The organism is Roseburia sp. OM04-10BH (assembly GCF_003462605.1).
GTDB classification, from domain to species: Bacteria; Bacillota; Clostridia; order Lachnospirales; family Lachnospiraceae; genus Roseburia_C; species Roseburia_C amylophila.
In genome coordinates this window covers 80,190-99,842 of record NZ_QTZI01000012.1, presented here as the reverse complement: position 1 = coordinate 99,842, position 19,653 = coordinate 80,190, and the positions used below count along the sequence as shown (strand labels likewise).

Sequence of the window (19,653 nt, the reverse complement as noted above, 5' to 3'; positions counted from 1 at the left end):
TTGGTCACGGACCGTTCTATAACCTTGTCCTTTGCATTGATTCTTCCGGATGAAGCATTCCTATATTATAGCCAGGGAATGTATGATACCTATGTCAATGCGGTGCTCAGTGAGCAGGCTCTGGATGGAAATAGCCTTATGACTGCATATTTGGATTTGAACGAGAAGCTGGACGAAACTGGCATTGAATATGAAAGCTATCTTCAGAATATAGGTCGTCAGCTTTTCTACACCATAGCATCCAGTTATATTACCCTCTATCTTGCGATTGTTTTCCTGGTAGTTGCCAACACCATCGTGGGTGTTCAGTTCCTGATGAGTCAGCAGAAAACCGGGCGCAGATACCAGACTCTGATCCGCCTGGGAGCTACTTACGAAACCCTTTGCCAGTCTGCTGGAAAGCAAATTACCTGGTTTATGGGACTTCCTGTATTGGTTGCGGCTGTCAGCAGTCTGTTTGGAGTCAGGGCGTTATTTACAGGGATACTCTCGTCCCGAACCCGTGGGACAGTGTCTGAAATGCTGCTTGTATCTGCTGCTATGATTTTACTACTTTGCGTGATAGAATATATTTATATGAGAGTGGTCAAGCGCTCCAGTGATCGGTATTTGCTGACACTGATGCAGCCGCAGAGAGAAGAATAATTTGGAAGGAGGTGCTGTCATGAAAAGAATTGCTGTTGTGGAAGATGAAGTCTATATGCGGGAAGAACTCTGCGATATGCTCCAAAAGGACGGCTATCTTGTGGAGGCAATTACCGAGTTTGAAGATGCCGCTCGGCTCTTGGCAGCCCTCCGCCCTGACCTTGTGATCTTAGACCTGAACTTGCCGGAGATCAGTGGCTTTCAAATCTGCCAGGAGCTAAAGAATAAAACTGCTATCCCCGTCCTGGTGCTGACTTCCAGAGATCAGGTAAAGGATGAACTGCAAGCGTTCCAGTTGGGTGCCGATGAATATTTGACGAAGCCGTGCAGAAAAGATCGACTTCTTGCCAGGGTATCCAATATTCTCAAAAGGTATGAAGGCCGTACCAATCTCATAGAGGGACCAGATTTCCTGTTAGACCAGCAGACCTACACGCTTTATATTCATAATACCTCTGTGGTGCTTCCAAAAAATCAGGGAAAACTGTTGGTCGCTCTTTTGTCCGGCGGCGATGCTCTGGTCACGACGGAGCAGCTTTGCATGGCACTATGGGGAACCACGGAATACATAGATGAAAATGCCTTGCAGGTTAACCTAACCCGGCTGAAAAAAACGATGTCCGCCCTTGAAATGAAGCAGCGAATCGTTGCAGTTCGAGGAATGGGCTACCGTTTGGAAGCGGAGGTGTCTCTATGAAGCAGCTTTGGCACATGATAGAACGGTACTACCCCTGGCTTCTGTTGCTGCTGGGCGTGGATTGCTTTTGCGCTGTCATTCTTTGGATTTCTGACATTCAGGTATTTCAAACCTTGATCGGGTTAGTAGTTCTGACGAGCATCCTTTTGTTTTCAGCGATTCTGTTTGTACTAAACAAGAGGGAGAACACCCACATGGAACTGTTCCGAGATTTCCTCAGTGATCCTACCATCTGCAATGAAGAACGGCTGCTCAGTGCCATTAGTCAGAAAGAAGGAGAATCTGTCCGATTTTTGGCTTCGGTTTTACGGGAATACAAAAACGAGAGTAACAATATGGCGGATGCCCTACGGGACTATGAAGAATACGTGGAGGGCTGGGCACATGAAGCGAAAACGCCCCTATCGTTGCTGACCATGCTCTTGGATAACCGGAACGATGAAATCTCTCCTTCCCTGCAAGCAAAGCTGGATTATGTCCGCAGTCAGCTTCAGGAGGATGTCACGCAGATGCTGTACTATGCCCGGTTGAAGAGCAGTACAAAGGATTACCGATTTGAGGATGTCAATTTGAATGACTGCTTGGGTGAAGTTCTGGAGGACTATGCCCCACTTCTGGAAGAAAAGCAGTTTGTAATTATCAATAAACTGCAATCTGAAACAGTCTATACAGACCGTAGAGGGCTTCAGTTTATGTTGGGACAGATCGTGAGCAATGCCATAAAATATAGCAGCGATAGTCCCATGCTAACAATCTCTATGATACATTCGGAGATCGCAGATGTCCTTTCAGTTGAGGATAATGGCATCGGTGTAAAAAAATATGATCTGCCGTATATTTTTCAAAAGGGCTTTACCGGGGATTCTACTGACAGCAGAAAGAAAGCTACCGGTATAGGGCTTTACCTGGTTAAGAAGATGGCTGACGATCTAAACCTTCATCTGGAAGCAGCTTCCCAGTGGGGAAAGAGCTTCAAGATTGTCATCTTCTTTCCTAAATTGAGATCCAACGGAGGGAAATAATATAAACAGAAAAACGCCCGCAGGATTTTCTCCTGCGGGCAGCGTGTTGTCAGCTATCCCAAGGCTTGTATTCTGTTACAGTTTTCAAATAGGTTTCGGGATCGCCGTTCAAGATAAGGTCTGCATACTCCAAAGGAGCGTTGTAGATCAAATAATCCAGCTCTGACCGCTGATACATATTGTCAGCAATCTCGTTCTCAACGACGATAGTGTCAATCGCAATCATACTGCCGTCGCTGAATTTCACTTTCACACAGCAATTATCCATATTGTAGGCACAAGATATTAAGGTTTTCATGGTATGTCCTCCATAATTCGTAATATAAAGCGAAAATCCCGTCTGACTTTCTGTTAGAAATCAGACGGGATTTGTCCGTATGCACCCCGGAAACCGTCAGCTAACAGTTGATAAGTAAATTAGTTCCTTATCACTGTTAAGCCAAAGGTTTCTGCGATTTTGAAAGAAAAATGGATGTGTGTTTCTGTTTCCGTAGAGTGATGATATAAGTGGAGGTTTACCCCAGGGGATAGGCTTTTGGGAACGGAGAATATACATTTTGGCGAAAGGATACTTTTTCGCAAAAGTGGTTTTGTTATAGGAGCGTATGATGAAGGATATAGAACAATTAGCAACCCAATTTCGGAAAGCGATTGATGCGGCATTGGAAGCTGGGGAGTTTGATAACGACAGCATATATCGCAGATTTCCACGTGCTTGCTGCGGAGATACGAGTGATTTGTTGGCTCAGTATTTGCTGGATAAGGGTATCAAAACAGATTATGTCTGTGGAACGTATTGGGGTAAAACAGATGGGAATGGACAATCCCATGCGTGGCTGATGGTAGACAAGCGTATTATTATAGATATCACTGGTGACCAATTCAGTGGCAGGTCTACATTTCTTAATTATGACAAATCCGTCTATGTTGGACAGGGAGATGATTTCCATAGACTATTTGAGGTGGAAGATAGAGATATTCATGAACATCGAGGGCTGAGTGCATTGGGCGGTTTTTGTGCGCCGAGACTATGGGATTTGTATAGGAAAATTCTAAAATACATTTAATCATCCGCTTTTTATGGGGATAAAACCATTACCCCACTTTGAAAACCTATTGCATACTTTCGCTATGCAGTATAAAATCAAAGTTCAGGGGAATATTGAGACTGTGGTTCTTTTGTCCCAATTGTAACAAAAGCCGGATGATTACATTAATGTCACGATTGAACTTGATGATATGGATATAACATCTGCAGAGACTAAGGCTACATATGATGAGATAAAGAAGTATGTGGCTGAACATAATGCCGGCATGAAGGTTTCCAATCTGTATATTTCGCAGGTAAAGAGAAAATGCAGAATTGAAGTTGGAAAGAATTTGTGCGTTGCAACGAGGAGAATAGTTAATAAAGAGAGGCGCATATGCTATGCCAGGTATACTTGTGGTTGAAGATGATGAAAATTTAAATCGTGGAATTACATTTTCACTGAAAAAATCTGGATATGAGGTTTTTTCAGCAGAATCAGTGAAAAAAGCGAAAAGAATTGCAAGTGATAATAATGTGGATGTTACCATTTGTGATGTGAATCTTCCGGATGGGAATGGACTGGAATTTGTAAGGTGGATGAGATGCAATTATAATACATACATTATTTGTCTTACAGCACTAGATCAGGAGATGGATCAGGTCATGGGATATGAAGCAGGGGCAGATGATTATATTACAAAGCCGTTTAGTCTTTCGGTACTTCTCTTGAAAATAGAAGCACATTTCCGCCGCAGACAGGAGAAAACGGAAGCCGGAAAGATGATTTCGGGAGATATCGTATTTATCGCAGGAGAAATGAAAGTCCTGATAAAGAGTCGTGAAATCAGTCTGACAAAAACGGAGTTGAAAATGCTGACTTTTTTTCTTCAGAATCCGAAACAGATTCTTTCAAAAACACAAATATTGGAAAATGTGTTTGATCTGGAAGGGGATTTTGTGGATGAAAATACAATCGCTGTCAATATCAGAAGACTCCGTGAGAAAATCGAAGACAATCCGGCTGCACCGGTCTATATAAAGAATATCAGAGGTCTTGGGTATATATGGAATCAGGAGGTAAGGTAGTGACAAAGAGATATCGCAAGAAGATTACAGTAGTGCTCTCCCTGGTATTACCTGTCATATTATTGTTTGCAATATTAAATTGCTTTACCACGTATGTGTTTTATGAAGATTATAAATATAAAATGAATCTTATGACAGAGATTGCTGCAAAGGAAGAATTTTCCGGGCTGGATGCTGTTTCGGAATTGCTTAAGGATAAGGATATTGAAACGAACGAACAGGGAAGGCGATTATTGGAGCAATATGGATACTGGGGGAATAAAGGGAATGCATTTTATTCGCAATTCCGGCATCAGGTTATGGTGACCGGTGCTGTAAGCACTGTGATATGCGTATTTCTTTTGACTTTTTTACTTTATTGGAAGAAAAAAGAAGATGCGTGTCATCAAAAAATTTTAGACCGGTTGGAAGAAATTCTGATCAGATTCCGTGAAAATAAATTTGATGATTTACTGAAAACGGAAAATCATGCAGAACTGGAAAAATTGAATGACCAGCTTGAAGCAATCGGACATCATATTCAGTTGCTAAAGGAAGAAGCAAGGGCAGAAAAGGAGAACACGAAAGAAATGGTTTCTGATATTTCTCACCAGTTAAAGACACCGGTTGCAGCTTTGGATACATGTTTTAGTGTGCTGATGCAGAATGACTTAAGTGCCACAGAACAGGAGGAGTTTCGTATCCGTTGTCGGAGTGCTCTGGATGGACTGGAGACATTATTGCAGTCGCTTCTTGAAATATCCAAGATGGAAACTGGACTGATTCAGATTAATAAGAAAAAACTTCCGCTTATGGATACTGTCATATCTGCTGTGAACCGCACTTATCCTAAAGCGGATGAGAAAGAAATTGAATTCGTTTTTGACTATGAAAAAGAGCTGGAAACATGCACGATTATGCAGGATAAAAGGTGGCTTGGTGAAGCTGTGATCAACGTTCTGGATAATGCAATCAAGTACAGTCCGTGTGGTTCAAAAATATTTATCCGGTTACAAAAAAGAAACGATCTTGTAAGAATGGAAATTGAGGATCAGGGAATTGGTATTCCGCAGAATGAGTATCACAAAATTTTTCAACGATTTTACAGAGGAAGTTCCAAGGAGGTCATGGAAAAGAGTGGTACAGGAATCGGACTTTTTCTATCGAGAGAAATTATCGAAAAACACGAAGGTACGATTACGGTAACCTCCGGCAAAAAGAAAAAAGGAAGCATGTTTGTGATTCAATTACCATATGTTGGTTAAATTTTAAGTGAGCAGAAATCTTACAATTCTGTAAGACTTCTGCTCGTTTTTTGAAAGTGAAATGAAAGATTATCCTGATACAATTTGGATGTAGGTTGAAAAGGTACACTTTACAGAATGAAAAAGGAGGCAACACATGAGTGTGATATTAGAAACCAAGCAACTTTGTAAGTTTTATGGCGCAGGTGAGAATCAGGTCAAAGCGGTTAATCAGGTGGACATTCAGATTGAGCAGGGAGAATTTGTCGCAATTGTTGGAAAGTCAGGTTCCGGTAAAAGTACATTACTTCATATGCTTGGAGGGCTTGATACTCCGACAAAAGGCAGTGTTACTTTAGCGGGGAAAGATTTATACAGGATGAAGGAAGATGCCCTTGCTGTTTTCCGCAGAAGAAAAATCGGATTTGTTTTTCAGGCATTTAATCTGGTTTCATCTGTTAATGTCTGGGAAAATATTGTACTGCCACTGGGGCTGGATGGAAGAAAAGTAGATGAAGCGTATGTAAATGATATTATTGCAACTCTGGGGATTGAAAAGAGGATTTACAATCTGCCAAATCAGTTATCCGGAGGACAGCAGCAGAGAGTGGCAATTGCAAGAGCACTGGTGAATCGTCCGGAAATTATATTTGCAGATGAGCCGACAGGAAATCTTGATTCCAAGACCAGTGATGAGGTAATCGCCCTGCTTAAGATGACAGCCAAAAAATATGGACAGACAATTGTAATGATTACCCATGATGACGAAATTGCACAGGTCGCTGATCGTATTCTGGTAATTGAGGACGGACAGGTGGTGGATTTCAGATGAAGACAATAAGCAGGATTGCATATAGCAATGACAAAAAGAACAAGACAAGAAGTATACTGATTATGATGTCCATATGTCTGACTACGATGCTGCTTGTGATTATCAGTACTGTGGGAAATGGAATAATCCGTTTACAGAAAAGTCAGGCGGCAGGCTCATATGGAAGCAATTATGGTTTGTTTGTCGCAGCAGATGCCTCGCAGTTAAAAGAAGTAAACCGCCGTGCGGAAATAGATGCTACAGGCACTATGTGCACCGAAGGTATCATAAAAGGCAACGAAAACGGTGGTTTTGTCTGCATGGATGAGACTGCAAGAAAAATGCTTCCCTATAATAAGGAATATGAGTTAAAGGAAGGAAAGTATCCGGGGGGAACGCAGGAAATTGCCGCAGGAAGAGCATTTTTTCGTGAAATGGGATATGATGATGTAAAGGTCGGAGATACGGTTACACTGGATTACCGCGCAGGGATGCAGTCAGAATATAAGCCGGAAGAATTTGTTGTCAGCGGAATCCTATATGACCGGGATGAGTATACCATCGAGGCATCTTATGTTGCTTTCGGGTCACAGGAGTTTTATGATGAGCACGTCGCAGAGAATGACAGACAGTATAATATTTATTTTACTTTAAATGATTCTGCAAATGTATCTATGAATAATATTGATTCGGTTATAAAGCAGATTGCAGCAGCTTGTGGGATCGAAGAAAAAAACGTTATAGTCAATGATCTCTATTTGCAATGGGTCTTGCAGCCGAGTTATGAAACGATTGCGGTATGCGGGGTTTTGATTCTTGCAATTGTACTTTTCTCTGTTGTGGTCATTTATAATATTTTTCAGGTCGGTATTGCCAACAAGATACAGGAGTATGGAAAAATCAAGGCTCTGGGAGCGACAAAAAAGCAGATGAAACAACTGATCTTCAGAGAGGGCATTTTTTTGACATTTTTTTCAATACCGGTTGGATTGCTTTTTGGCTTTCTGATTGCAAAATGCGGTTTTAACTGGCTGGTAGAACAGGGGAACCTTGTATCAACCGGAACTGGCTCTATGGGAGTTCAAAATCAGCAGGTGCCTCTGTTTTCCCTGTCTGTTATGCTTCTCTGTATTTTCGTATCATTTCTTACCGTTGCTTTGGCACTGCGTAAACCAATGAAAATTGTTTCACGGATTTCACCTATCGAAGCAACACGGTATTTAGAAAATGCAGAAACACAAAAAAAAGGAAAACGAAATGGCAGAAAAAATGTCACCGTGTTTTCTATGGCAATGGCAAATGTAACGGGTAATCCCAAAAGAACTATTGGTACTATCCTCACAATGGGTTTTTCTTGCGTATTGTTTGTGATTATCTCTAATTATGTGGGAAATATTGACACGGAGCATGAAGCACGTCTTTCCGTTAATCATGGACAATTTGAACTGCAGCTTGACTATTCTGCTGAGTATGATGAAAGATATCCGGAGAATAATCTGGATACGATTCTGACGGATGATCCATTGAATGATTCGCTGATTGAAGAAATCAAAAGCATTCCGGGAGTAACAGATGTCATGACGAGAGAGATTGTCTCTGTAAATCTGAACGGAACAAGATTTCCGGCTGCTATTGTGAGTAAAAATGATTTTGATTTTATGCGTCAGGACGGGGATATTGGATCTATGGACTATGATCAGGCGGTAAAGAATGGTGATATTTTCTTTGGCTGGTCAACGTGGATGGAACAAGATGGATATGCTCCGGGTGAATCCATTGCATTTGACTTTGAGAATGGAAGTGGAACCTATACCTATCAGGGAAAGATTGCAGGATCTTTTGTAAGTGCGGACACTTATCTTGTCATTCCGGAAGGTGTATATCGTTCCATGAATCTGAGAGGAACAGCCTATGGCTATCTGTGGGTGGACTGTGATAAAAAAGATGTTGCATCTGTGGAACAAAGTCTGAATACTTTGATTTCTAATACTTCGCATATAAAAATGGATACTTATCATGCGCAATTACAATCTGCCGAATTTGCAAGCAGCATGATGAAGCTTGGCTGTTATCTGTTTATGGCGGTTGTGGGACTCATCGGGTTTATGAATATGGCGAATACCATGATCATGAATATTACGACAAAAAAGCAGGAATATGGTATATTACAGGCTGTGGGTATGACAAATAAACAATTAAATTTATGTCTGCAGTTACAGGGACTGATTTTTACGGTTGGCACCATATGCGTAGCTTTGATCATTGGTCTGCCGCTCGGCTATACACTTTTTTCCTATGCAAAACATAATGGAATATTTGGAATGAATATCTATCATGTTCCAATCGTACCAATTTTTATTATGATTTTTTTGGTCGGTCTGTTGCAGATTGTACTTTCCTGCGTTTTAAGCAGTAATCTGAAAAAGGAAACGCTGGTAGAAAGAATAAGGTATCAGGGATAGCAAGTAATATGTAGTGAACTAGGTCTTAACGAAGAGGAGAAATAGATAACTTGGAATTTGTATGTATGGTAAATCTAAACTGTATTTTAGCAATATTTCCTGAGTGGGGGCAGAAAGCGCCCCCACACCCACGTGAAAATATAATTGCAGGCGATTACATTTTAGCAGATACGCAAGCGTTTCTGAGTAAGCGTCACAGACAACAAAATAAGAAAATTTTGATAAGGCATATCACTGGAATAGGTGAGTGTTTTTTTGCTTTCAAATATTCAATTAACTGAAAAAGTAAAAAAGTTTTCCTCAGGGGCTGTAAAAATACCTTTCAGCGTTTCGTATTAATGAAAGGGTATTTTTTGCAGGAAAAATAAAAAATTTTCATCAAGAGCCTGTGTTTATGCCCTTCATCTTTTATATATGTGTAAGAACATTTTTTAGCCGGCATAAAAATGATTTTTACAACAGTTAGAAACAGAAATGAGGCGAGAAAAGAATGAAATATGAATACATGAAGGAGTCAGAGCAGATGATTCAGTACTTCCGGTTTCCGAAGTTTTTGCTAAAACTGCGAATTTCTCAAACTGCAAAATTCCTTTATATGATTTTGTATGACCGGGCGCGGATATCGAGAAAGAATAGCTGGATAGACAAGTATGGAAACGTTTATCTGATATTTCCAATAGATGAATTGTCTGTTCAAATCGGCAAATGCAAATCTTCTGTAAAAACAACATTGAAAGAATTAGATGATGAGGGATTATTGGTTCGCAGATTCGGTGGATTTTCAAAACTTAATCATTTATATGTAAAGATTCCATCTGATGAGATAGGTTTACAGCCAGTTGATAATAAGGCGTTTGAAAAGATGGCGATAACAGAGTCAGAAAAGCAACCATCATCTAGCCGAAAAAATGGCTGTGCAGGAGTCGGAAATGTGGCACCTAGTAAAGTAACTGAGAAATATAAAAGAAATAAATATTATGAAGTAAATTAAGGTAGTTTAATATGGAAGTGGGATGACGCTCTGGCTTAGGCTGGAGTGTTTTTCTGTGGAAAAAACATAAAAAAATATTATAATAGAAAAGAAATTTTAAGAAAAACGGAGGAGTTAGGAAAATGAAATCGAAATCCGGAAACAAGAAATTATGGATTGCAGTTATTATTTTCGTATTGATGATAGCCGGAGCAATCGGCAATCATTCGGATAATAAGAAAGAAAAGCCTGACAGGGAAAGTTCCGTTGCCACGGAAACACAGACTGAAACAGAGACAGAAAGCAATACAGAGCCTGGTGGTGATACGGAGGATTTTGTTACCGAGGGAGTCATCAGTAATACCTATAAGACAGATAGCAGTTCCGCCGGACAGATGCAGGTGCATTTCATAGATGTAGGGCAGGGCGATGCTGCCTTGATAGCTTGTGATGGTCATTACATGCTGATAGATGCCGGCAATAATGACAAAGGAACAACGGTACAGTCCTATCTTATGAGCCAGGGTGTAGAGAAACTGGATTATGTCATAGGAACACATCCGGATGCAGACCATATTGGCGGATTGGATGTAGTAATTTATAAATTTGACTGCGATACAATTATCATGCCGAATGTGGCAAATGATACCAGAACCTATGATGATGTGGTGCAGGCAATGAAGTCCAAGGGCTATCAGACTACTTATCCGGTAGTTGGAGAGACTTATACTTTGGGAGGAGCAACCTTTACCATTGTGGCGCCAAATGCAGACTATGGAAATGACATGAACGACTGGTCGGTGGGTGTGCTGGTGCAGAATGGCAACAACCGCTTCCTCTTTACCGGAGATGCAGAAGAAAAAGCGGAAGAGGACATTTTAAATAATGGAATTGATATTTCGGCAGATGTCTATGCGGCAGCGCATCATGGAAGCAAGACAGCCACAAGTCAGGCTTTTTTGGATAGGGTATCACCGACTTATGTGGTAATCAGTGCCGGTGAAGGCAATAAATACGGACATCCTCATGCAGAGGTGCTGAACCGTCTGCGGGCAGCCGGCATATCCGTGTTCCGTACCGATGAACAGGGTACGATTGTAGCCACGTCAGATGGAAATGATATCACCTGGAACTGCTCCCCATCAGAAAGCTGGAAAGCAGGAGAACCGACCGGAAGTAGTGATAGTACAGCAAATAATTCCACAGCAGACAGCACTACATCATCAGGCATCAGTGATACAGGTATAGTTGCAGATGCATCCGGCAGTTCAAATAGTGACAGCAGTTCCGTTATGGTACATATTACAGACACCGGTTCAAAATATCATTCGGCAGGCTGTTCTTATTTAAAAAAGAGTGACCATGAGGTGACTTTGTCAGAGGCGAAGAGTATGGGACTGGAACCATGCTCAAGATGTAATCCGCCGCAGTAATGAGAAAACCTAATCGCCAAGCCCCTTGCACTTTTTATAAAGTTAGTATACAATAATTGAAGTTAGAAACAACTAACTTCGTGCAAATCATAGGGACTCCTTTAGAATATGGAGACGGCAATATCCATATTCACCGGAAGAAATATTCTTCCGGGAGGAAAAGTCCTGTATCTGACAAAATGTAAAGAGGAAAGGTGAGTATAGGACATGAATTACTTAGAGATTGAAAAAGTAGTCGGACGTGAAATTTTGGATTCCAGAGGAAATCCTACTGTAGAAGCAGAGGTATATCTTGCAGATGGTACAGTAGGAAGAGGGACTGCACCAAGTGGTGCATCAACCGGAGAATTTGAAGCACTGGAATTAAGAGATGGAGATAAATCAAGATACCTTGGCAAAGGGGTAACGAAGGCGGTAGAAAATATCAATACAATTATCAATGATACAATCACAGGAATGGATGCATCTGATATTTATGCAGTTGATGCGGCAATGCGTAAGGCAGATGGAACCAAAGACAAATCCAGACTGGGAGCCAATGCAATTCTTGCGGTATCCATTGCAACAGCAAGAGCAGCAGCTATTTCTTTAGATATTCCACTGTATCGTTTCCTTGGTGGAATTTCCGGCAATCGTCTTCCGGTACCGATGATGAATATTGTAAATGGCGGATGCCATGCGTTATCATCTGGTCTTGATGTGCAGGAATTTATGATCATGCCGGTAGGTGCACCAAGCTTCAAAGAATGCTTAAGATGGTGTGCAGAAGTATTCCATGCACTTGCTTCTATTTTAAAAGAGCGAGGACTTGCAACCTCTGTTGGTGATGAAGGTGGATTTGCACCTGCATTAAAATCAGACGAAGAAGCAATTGAAACCATCTTAGAGGCAGTAAAGAAAGCAGGCTACGAGCCAGGCAAAGACTTTAAGATTGCTATGGACGCTGCATCCTCCGAGTGGAAGAGCGAAAAAGGAAAAGGATACTATAAGCTTCCAAAGGCTGGTACAGAATATACCGCAGAGCAGTTGATTGAACACTGGGAAGCATTATGTGAGAAATATCCAATCATCTCTATCGAAGATGGTCTGGACGAGGAAGACTGGGAAGGATGGCAGAAGCTTACTGCAAGACTTGGAGACAAAGTGCAGTTAGTAGGTGATGACTTATTTGTTACTAATACCGAGCGTCTTTCCAAAGGAATTGAACTGGGCGCAGGAAATGCAATCTTAATTAAGTTAAACCAGATTGGTTCCGTATCTGAAACCTTAGAGGCAATTAAGATGGCACATAAGGCTGGTTATACCGCAATCAGTTCCCACCGTTCCGGTGAAACAGCAGATACCACAATTGCAGATTTGGCAGTTGCATTGAATACCTGCCAGATTAAGACCGGTGCACCAAGCCGTAGTGAGCGTGTTGCAAAATACAACCAGTTACTCCGCATTGAAGAGGAATTAGGTGACAGTGCAGTATATCCTGGAAAGAAAGCATTTAATGTGAAATAATCGTACTCCTATAGATAAATGATATTCTTTAACAAACACCAAAGAAGCTGCAGTACGGCAGCTTCTTTTGGCGTACCGGGAAAATGGAAGGGTGGTTATTATAGAGGGAAAAAGAAAAAATGCATAAAAAATGGATAAATATGCATCAAACTTAGTGACTATTTGTTTTGCGAAAAAGGTTGAAAAAACCTTCCCGATATGGTAGAATTTTTACAATTTAGGTAGCCTGTGCAGGTTTGGTGCATTTTTTATGCAAAAGGAAGGAAAAAGAGATGACTGACTCTTTTTTTTTGCGCAGGTATCGGAAGAATAGAAAGGACAGGGTGAACAAATGAAAGCTTTTCTTATATTGGAAGATGGCAATGTATTTACCGGAACCAGCATCGGTTCAACACGGGAAGTCATCAGTGAAATCGTATTTAATACGTCGATGACAGGGTATTTAGAGGTACTGACAGATCCATCTTATGCAGGACAGGCGGTAGTAATGACATATCCTTTGATTGGAAATTATGGAATTACACCGGACATGGAGTCAGGACGTCCATGGGTAGATGGATATATTGTAAGAGAATTATCCAGAATGCCGAGTAATTTCCGCTGCGAAGGAACCATTCAGGATTTTCTGAAAAAATACGATATACCGGGAATTGCAGGAATTGATACCAGAGCATTAACCAAGCTCTTACGTGAAAAGGGAACAATGAATGGAATGATTACAACAGATGAGAATTACAATCTGGATGAGATTATTCCAAAATTAAAGGCTTACACCACAGGAAATGTGGTAGATAAAGTAACCTGTGAAGAGAAAAGCGTATTGCCTGGAAAGGGCAAAAAAGTAGCACTGTTAGACCTTGGTGCTAAGAGAAACATCGCCCAGTCATTAAATAAAAGAGGCTGTGAAGTTACCGTTTATCCGGCACACACCACAGCAGAAGAAATTTTAAGCACCAATCCGGACGGAATCATGTTAAGTAATGGACCTGGAGACCCGAAGGAGTGCAAGGAGATTATTGCAGAGATTCGTAAATTATATGAATCCGACACACCGATTTTTGCAATCTGCTTGGGACATCAGCTGATGGCACTTGCAACCGGTGCAGACACATATCATTTGAAATATGGTCATCGTGGAGGAAATCATCCGGTTAAGGATTTAAAGACCAACCGTGTATACATTTCCAGCCAGAACCATGGTTATGCAGTAGATACCAATACCCTGGATGAGAAAATTGCAAAACCGGCATTTGTAAATGTAAACGATGGAACCAACGAAGGATTAGAGTATGTCGGAAAGAACATTTTTACCGTACAGTTCCATCCGGAAGCATGTCCGGGACCACAGGATTCTGCTTACCTTTTTGACCGTTTTATTGAGATGATGGGAGGAACGAAATAATGCCTAAGAATAAAGATATTAAAAAAGTATTAGTAATTGGTTCAGGTCCGATTGTCATTGGACAGGCTGCAGAGTTTGACTATGCAGGAACACAGGCATGTCGTTCTTTAAAAGAAGAAGGAATCGAAGTTGTTCTGGTGAACTCCAATCCTGCTACCATTATGACGGATAAGGATATTGCAGATGAAGTTTATATCGAGCCATTAACTGCAAAAGTATTAGAGCAGATTATCATAAAAGAAAAACCGGACAGCGTCCTTCCTACCTTAGGTGGACAGGCAGGTCTTAACCTTGGTATGGAGTTAGCAGAATCCGGATTCTTAGAGAAACAGGGTGTCAAACTGATTGGTACAACTGCTGAGACAATTTTTAAGGCTGAGGATCGTCAGGCATTTAAAGATACCATGGAAAAAATCGGTGAGCCATGTGCACCATCCCAGGTAGTACACAATGTAGAAGATGGTATCAAATTTACCAATACCATCGGATATCCGGTTGTACTTCGTCCTGCTTATACCTTAGGAGGAAGCGGCGGCGGAATCGCACATAATGAGACAGAGCTTATCGACATCTTATCCAACGGACTTCGTCTGAGCCGTGTCGGAGAAGTACTGGTAGAACGTTGTATCGCAGGCTGGAAGGAAATCGAGTACGAAGTAATGCGTGATGCCAATGGAAACTGTATTACTGTATGTAATATGGAAAACATTGACCCGGTTGGTGTACATACCGGAGACTCTATCGTAGTAGCACCTTCCCAGACATTAGGTGATAAAGAGTACCAGATGCTGCGTACTTCTGCACTTAATATCATTTCCGAATTAAATATTACCGGTGGATGTAACGTACAGTACGCACTGCATCCGGAAACCTTCGAATATTGTGTTATCGAGGTTAATCCTCGTGTATCCCGTTCTTCTGCATTAGCATCCAAAGCAACCGGATATCCGATTGCAAAAGTTGCTGCAAAGATTGCACTGGGCTATACCTTAGATGAAATCAAGAATGCAATTACCGGAAAGACATATGCAAGTTTTGAGCCGATGTTAGACTACTGCGTAGTAAAAATCCCAAGACTTCCATTTGATAAATTCATCACTGCAAAACGTACGTTAACAACACAGATGAAAGCAACCGGAGAAGTTATGAGTATCTGCAATAACTTTGAAGGTGCCCTGATGAAAGCAATCCGTTCCTTAGAGCAGCATGTAGACAGTCTTTTATCCTATGACTTCAGCAAGCTTTCTGATGAGGAGTTACAGGAGCAGTTACATGTAGTAGATGACCGCAGAATCTGGGTTATTGCAGAAGCACTGCGCCGTGGCGTATCTTATGATAAAATTCATGAGATTACAAAGATTGATAAATGGTTTATTGACAAACTGGCTATCTTAGTTGAGATGGAGCAGGATTTAAAGACAAAACCACTTACCGTAGAGCTTTTAAAAGAAGCAAAACGTATGGAATTCCCGGATAAAGTCATTGCAGAACTTACCGGAAAGAGTGAAAAAGAAATTCATGACATGCGTTACGAAAATGGTATCGTAGCAGCCTTTAAGATGGTTGATACCTGTGCCGCAGAGTTTGAAGCATCCACTCCATATTACTATTCCGTATTTGGCAGTGAAAACGAAGCAACAGAGACAACACCGAAGAAGAAAGTTCTGGTATTAGGTTCCGGCCCAATCCGTATCGGACAGGGTATCGAGTTCGACTACTGTTCTGTACACAGCACCTGGGCATTTGCCAAGGAAGGCTGGGAGACAGTTATCGTAAATAACAACCCGGAGACGGTATCAACAGACTTTGATATTGCAGATAAACTGTATTTCGAGCCACTGACACCGGAAGATGTTGAGGCAATTGTAAAATTAGAAAAACCGGACGGAGCTGTAGTTCAGTTCGGTGGACAGACCGCAATCAAGCTGACCGAAAGCTTAATGAAGATGGGTGTCAAGATTCTTGGAACCAAGGCAGAAGATGTAGATGCTGCAGAGGACAGAGAGCTTTTTGATGAAATCTTAGAGAAGACCGGAATCCCAAGAGCAGCAGGCGGAACTGTATTTACCGCAGAAGAAGCCAAAGAAGTTGCACACCGTCTGGGTTACCCGGTACTGGTTCGTCCTTCCTATGTATTGGGCGGACAGGGTATGAAGATTGCATACAATGATGAAGAGATTGAAGAATTTATCGGAATCATCAACCGTATTGCTCAGGATCACCCGATTCTGGTTGATAAATACCTGATGGGTAAGGAAATCGAAGTAGATGCCGTATGCGATGGTACAGATATTTTAATTCCTGGTATCATGGAGCATATCGAGCGTACCGGAGTACATTCCGGAGACAGTATTTCCGTATATCCGGCACCGACCATCAGTGATGAAGTAAGAGAAATGCTGGTAGAATATACCAAGCGTTTAGCACAGGCATTACATGTAGTAGGACTGATTAACATCCAGTTTATCGTAATGGACGAGCAGGTATATGTCATCGAAGTAAATCCACGTTCTTCAAGAACGGTACCATATATCAGTAAAGTTACCGGTATTCCAATCGTAGACCTGGCAACCAAGGTTATCATTGGAAATACCATCAAGGGAATGGGTTACACACCGGGACTTGCACCAACCGCAGATTATATCGCAATCAAGATGCCGGTATTCTCCTTCGAGAAACTGCGTGGAGCAGAAATCAGCCTTGGACCGGAAATGAAGTCCACCGGAGAATGTTTAGGAATTGCCAAGACCTTTGATGAAGCCTTATATAAAGCATTCTTAGGAGCAGGTGTCCAGCTTCCAAAATATAAGCAGATGATTATGACGGTAAAGGATGCAGACAAGCCGGAGGCAGTCGGTGTTGCAAAACGTTTTGCAGCCTTAGGCTACAAGATTTATGCAACCAGAAGTACTGCAAAATATTTACAGGAGCATGGCGTAGATGCACTGCGTGTCAATAAGATTACCCAGGAGTCACCAAACGTTATGGACTTAATCTTAGGCCATAAGATTGACCTTGTCATTGACACTCCTACCCAGGGAAATGGTGATAAGAACCGTGACGGATTCCTGATTCGCCGTAATGCAATTGAGACCGGCGTATACTGTATCACAGCAATGGATACAGCCAACGCACTGGCAACCAGCTTGGAAAATGCCCAGTCAGAGCTTACTCTGGTAGATATTGCAACCGTGAAGAATATTTAAGAGCAAAAAAACAGCCTCATGTGTTTCGATTGGAACACATGGGGCTGAAATTTTTTCTGTCAGGCATCTGTAAGAAGCTGCCGGTAGCAGGCACTACAGGCGCAGGCAGCGTTTATATAATATATACAAAAACGGAAACATAATTTGAATAAAAATGACAATTGACAAAGAAATGTAAAATGGTTAATCTGATAGGTAGTTGCTGAAGAATCAGCGGGAGTACTGAGCTATGAAAAAATGAGATGAAATGATTAGATAGTACAATTCATAGATTCCGGAATTCTCTGGTGATAATCCCAAATGATATGAGGCAATAAAAATAGAATAGCAGGTCTTTAAGGAGACCAATAAGGTTGAATTATGAAAGAGGAAGATTTGGATGCTGCGTTTTATATGGAGAAAGAACAGTGGCATTAAGTAACTCACAACAATGGTGGGAAGAAGCTGATTTTGATGTCTTTTTTAAAGAATTAGAAAGAGAACTGAAGTTAAGAATTCCGGATAAATTCTTAAAAGCGCATCGTTGGAGATAATATAAGAGAAGCACTACTAAGGAGAAACAGGCATTGCGTGATACAGTGATGAATGAACAATATTTTACGGAATATATTCTGGAAGAGACAGAGCGAATAAGAAAATTTCAAAATAAATTAAAAAATAATGAGGTAAGAGAAGATAGAATTTATTCCGTAAAAAGAAAGATAGATGCGATACAATTTGAATTACTTATTGCAAGATATTCTGCCGGTGAAGACGTAGAAAAGTTAGAAAATGATTTTATGCAGTTATTAAATGATATGCCATTGTATTGGAAGGGTAATTCCAGCTATATTGATATGCTGTGGATGATGGCACTTGCAATTTTGTTTGACGTAAACAGAGAACAATTTGGTATATTGTCAGATTTGGTAATTCAATATAATCGGAAAGATGCTTTATTGGAATTTTTTGTTAATTACAAAATGAATGGAAGCATAGGACAACTGAAAGGAGACTATTCTTTTGTATTCCCATATGATAAGTTGATGGATATTGTTGCAAATAGAGAAAAAGCAGTTGAAAAATTAAAAGAATATTTGGAAAAATATTGGTATGTGGGACATAAAAATATGGGATGGTACGATATTCATAAAGCAAAAGAAAAATTGTATTACGGTTACTGGAGTTTTGAAGCAGGAGCTATTGCAAAAATATTAAATTTAGATGACAGCAATTTGAAAGATGTACCGTATTATCCATATGATTTGGTTCACTATAAAAGCAATAGTATGTAATCTGGATTAGAGGATATAAAAGGCGTTTTATATGTTGTGGGATAAATTAACGGAAGAGAATTATGTGGTATATGTAAACAGAGACATTGATTTAAAAATAAAAGTTTTTGAATTGATGGAGAATGATGAAATATATATCAACTATAAGGGATTTAATTTGACAATACCTATGTTGGTATGGGAGTTTGGAGAAGATTTAAAGTTGGCATCAATAGAAGATGTTCGTATGGAAGGCAACGACCGATTTGATAAACATTTTGTTATTAAAAAAGAGGATAAAGAAAAGTTTTTAGATGAAATATATTTCTTTTTGGTTGATAATCATATGGATTCTGTTTTAAATGAAAAGTATCGAGCAAATTGGTGATAAAGCAAAAAAATATTTTATAGGATGAATATGAAAATAAAAGTAAGAAGAGAAGCTGCTAAATGCACAAATTGTGGGAAAATTAATGAATTTTATTATTTATCAGATTTTTCATATGGTGAGAGATTAGTGCTATTTCATAACGGTATGAGTTATGCATATATTAATTTGTTGAAAGATGATGTTTATAATGATTTTATTGATAAAGTGAAATCTATTTTAAATTTGCATCAAAAAGAATTTTCAGAAGAAAAATTGCAAAATATAATTAATCATATATTTGGCATGACTTGTGACAGGATACAGGAAAGTGAGATTGACTTTGCAATGAACCATAAAAAATGCATCTATTGCGCCGCGGATGATTTTGAAGATTTAATGGCTGAGCCGGAAAAAATTATTTGTGTGGAGATGCCCAATGTGACACATCATGCGTGGAAAACTCTGGATAATGCGAAAAAGGTGCAGCGAATAGAAAAAGTATTAATGGAAAATAAAGTTATCTAATGATACAGTGGT

At 40.4% G+C, this 19,653-nt stretch carries 17 protein-coding genes and 2 pseudogenes; 18 read left to right on the top strand and 1 reads right to left on the bottom strand.

The window, feature by feature from the left end:
• From DXB43_RS12340 to DXB43_RS12330, 3 genes and pseudogenes are all read left to right on the top strand, one after another.
• Positions 1 to 645 (top strand): annotated as a pseudogene (locus DXB43_RS12340) (ABC transporter permease); the annotation flags it as partial.
• A 19-nt stretch (positions 646 to 664) separates the two neighbouring features.
• Positions 665 to 1,342 carry a response regulator transcription factor gene (locus DXB43_RS12335; RefSeq protein WP_055228678.1) on the top strand — a complete coding sequence of 226 codons (678 nt, stop codon included), beginning with the start codon at positions 665 to 667 and terminating at the stop codon, positions 1,340 to 1,342.
• A 194-nt stretch (positions 1,343 to 1,536) separates the two neighbouring features.
• On the top strand, positions 1,537 to 2,364 hold the full coding sequence (locus DXB43_RS12330; protein ID WP_330417884.1) for a sensor histidine kinase: 828 nt from the start codon (positions 1,537 to 1,539) through the stop codon (positions 2,362 to 2,364).
• 49 nt (positions 2,365 to 2,413) lie between these two features.
• On the opposite strand, the gene DXB43_RS12325 is transcribed toward DXB43_RS12330, so the two are convergent.
• Entirely contained in the window at positions 2,414 to 2,662 is a 249-nt protein-coding gene (locus DXB43_RS12325) for a DUF6061 family protein (protein WP_117947707.1), read from the bottom strand.
• 310 nt (positions 2,663 to 2,972) lie between these two features.
• Here DXB43_RS12325 and DXB43_RS12320 point away from each other — a divergent pair, with 310 nt between their 5' ends.
• The 15 genes and pseudogenes from DXB43_RS12320 (at position 2,973) to DXB43_RS12245 (ending at position 19,641) form a co-directional block, all read left to right on the top strand.
• Positions 2,973 to 3,431 (top strand): hypothetical protein, encoded by a 459-nt coding sequence (locus DXB43_RS12320; RefSeq protein WP_055194426.1) that lies wholly within the window; start codon positions 2,973 to 2,975, stop codon positions 3,429 to 3,431.
• Positions 3,432 to 3,522: 91 nt separating this feature from the next.
• Positions 3,523 to 3,744, top strand: a pseudogene (locus DXB43_RS15805) (23S rRNA (uracil-5-)-methyltransferase RumA); the annotation flags it as partial.
• Positions 3,745 to 3,793: 49 nt separating this feature from the next.
• Complete coding sequence (locus tag DXB43_RS12310; protein ID WP_117947706.1) at positions 3,794 to 4,480, top strand: response regulator transcription factor; 687 nt, start codon at positions 3,794 to 3,796, stop codon at positions 4,478 to 4,480.
• Positions 4,459 to 5,724: a sensor histidine kinase gene (locus DXB43_RS12305; protein WP_117947705.1), complete on the top strand. Its 1,266-nt coding sequence runs from the start codon at positions 4,459 to 4,461 to the stop codon at positions 5,722 to 5,724. The genes DXB43_RS12310 and DXB43_RS12305 overlap by 22 nt, the downstream gene beginning before the upstream one ends.
• A gap of 136 nt (positions 5,725 to 5,860) precedes the next feature.
• Positions 5,861 to 6,535 (top strand): ABC transporter ATP-binding protein, encoded by a 675-nt coding sequence (locus DXB43_RS12300; protein ID WP_015520995.1) that lies wholly within the window; start codon positions 5,861 to 5,863, stop codon positions 6,533 to 6,535.
• Entirely contained in the window at positions 6,532 to 8,976 is a 2,445-nt protein-coding gene (locus DXB43_RS12295) for an ABC transporter permease (protein ID WP_117947704.1), read from the top strand. The genes DXB43_RS12300 and DXB43_RS12295 overlap by 4 nt, the downstream gene beginning before the upstream one ends.
• A 490-nt stretch (positions 8,977 to 9,466) precedes the next feature.
• Complete coding sequence (locus DXB43_RS12285) at positions 9,467 to 9,967, top strand: replication initiator protein A (protein ID WP_117947702.1); 501 nt, start codon at positions 9,467 to 9,469, stop codon at positions 9,965 to 9,967.
• A 122-nt stretch (positions 9,968 to 10,089) separates the two neighbouring features.
• A complete protein-coding gene (locus tag DXB43_RS12280; protein WP_117947701.1) occupies positions 10,090 to 11,379 on the top strand; it encodes a ComEC/Rec2 family competence protein in 1,290 nt (429 codons plus the stop codon).
• 207 nt (positions 11,380 to 11,586) lie between these two features.
• Entirely contained in the window at positions 11,587 to 12,885 is a 1,299-nt protein-coding gene (eno, locus tag DXB43_RS12275; RefSeq protein ID WP_117947700.1) for a phosphopyruvate hydratase, read from the top strand.
• A 331-nt stretch (positions 12,886 to 13,216) separates the two neighbouring features.
• Positions 13,217 to 14,287 carry a carbamoyl phosphate synthase small subunit gene (locus tag DXB43_RS12270; protein ID WP_022243003.1) on the top strand — a complete coding sequence of 357 codons (1,071 nt, stop codon included), beginning with the start codon at positions 13,217 to 13,219 and terminating at the stop codon, positions 14,285 to 14,287.
• A complete protein-coding gene (carB, locus tag DXB43_RS12265; RefSeq protein ID WP_117947699.1) occupies positions 14,287 to 17,493 on the top strand; it encodes a carbamoyl-phosphate synthase large subunit in 3,207 nt (1,068 codons plus the stop codon). Before DXB43_RS12270 ends, carB begins: the two co-directional genes overlap by 1 nt.
• Before the next feature lie 353 nt (positions 17,494 to 17,846).
• Positions 17,847 to 18,026: a hypothetical protein gene (locus DXB43_RS12260; RefSeq protein WP_199535095.1), complete on the top strand. Its 180-nt coding sequence runs from the start codon at positions 17,847 to 17,849 to the stop codon at positions 18,024 to 18,026.
• Positions 18,027 to 18,059: 33 nt separating this feature from the next.
• Positions 18,060 to 18,767 (top strand): PoNi-like cognate immunity protein, encoded by a 708-nt coding sequence (locus DXB43_RS12255; protein WP_117947697.1) that lies wholly within the window; start codon positions 18,060 to 18,062, stop codon positions 18,765 to 18,767.
• 31 nt (positions 18,768 to 18,798) lie between these two features.
• A complete protein-coding gene (locus DXB43_RS12250) occupies positions 18,799 to 19,134 on the top strand; it encodes a hypothetical protein (protein WP_117947696.1) in 336 nt (111 codons plus the stop codon).
• A 30-nt stretch (positions 19,135 to 19,164) separates the two neighbouring features.
• Positions 19,165 to 19,641, top strand: a complete 477-nt coding sequence (locus DXB43_RS12245; RefSeq protein ID WP_117947695.1) for a hypothetical protein — start codon at positions 19,165 to 19,167, stop codon at positions 19,639 to 19,641.
• The last annotated feature ends 12 nt before the right edge of the window (positions 19,642 to 19,653 follow it).

Bases quoted from the DNA above. Each gene is read 5' to 3' on its own strand.
- DXB43_RS12330 (WP_330417884.1), top strand. From the start codon at position 1,537: ATGGAACTGTTCCGAGATTTCCTCAGTGATCCTACCATCTGCAATGAA.
- DXB43_RS12320 (WP_055194426.1), top strand. From the start codon at position 2,973: ATGAAGGATATAGAACAATTAGCAACCCAATTTCGGAAAGCGATTGAT.
- carB (WP_117947699.1), top strand. From the start codon at position 14,287: ATGCCTAAGAATAAAGATATTAAAAAAGTATTAGTAATTGGTTCAGGT.
- DXB43_RS12280 (WP_117947701.1), top strand. From the start codon at position 10,090: ATGAAATCGAAATCCGGAAACAAGAAATTATGGATTGCAGTTATTATT.
- DXB43_RS12305 (WP_117947705.1), top strand. From the start codon at position 4,459: ATGGAATCAGGAGGTAAGGTAGTGACAAAGAGATATCGCAAGAAGATT.
- eno (WP_117947700.1), top strand. From the start codon at position 11,587: ATGAATTACTTAGAGATTGAAAAAGTAGTCGGACGTGAAATTTTGGAT.
- DXB43_RS12300 (WP_015520995.1), top strand. From the start codon at position 5,861: ATGAGTGTGATATTAGAAACCAAGCAACTTTGTAAGTTTTATGGCGCA.
- DXB43_RS12335 (WP_055228678.1), top strand. From the start codon at position 665: ATGAAAAGAATTGCTGTTGTGGAAGATGAAGTCTATATGCGGGAAGAA.
- DXB43_RS12270 (WP_022243003.1), top strand. From the start codon at position 13,217: ATGAAAGCTTTTCTTATATTGGAAGATGGCAATGTATTTACCGGAACC.
- DXB43_RS12285 (WP_117947702.1), top strand. From the start codon at position 9,467: ATGAAATATGAATACATGAAGGAGTCAGAGCAGATGATTCAGTACTTC.
- DXB43_RS12325 (WP_117947707.1), bottom strand. From the start codon at position 2,662: ATGAAAACCTTAATATCTTGTGCCTACAATATGGATAATTGCTGTGTG.
- DXB43_RS12295 (WP_117947704.1), top strand. From the start codon at position 6,532: ATGAAGACAATAAGCAGGATTGCATATAGCAATGACAAAAAGAACAAG.
- DXB43_RS12245 (WP_117947695.1), top strand. From the start codon at position 19,165: ATGAAAATAAAAGTAAGAAGAGAAGCTGCTAAATGCACAAATTGTGGG.
- DXB43_RS12250 (WP_117947696.1), top strand. From the start codon at position 18,799: ATGTTGTGGGATAAATTAACGGAAGAGAATTATGTGGTATATGTAAAC.
- DXB43_RS12310 (WP_117947706.1), top strand. From the start codon at position 3,794: ATGCCAGGTATACTTGTGGTTGAAGATGATGAAAATTTAAATCGTGGA.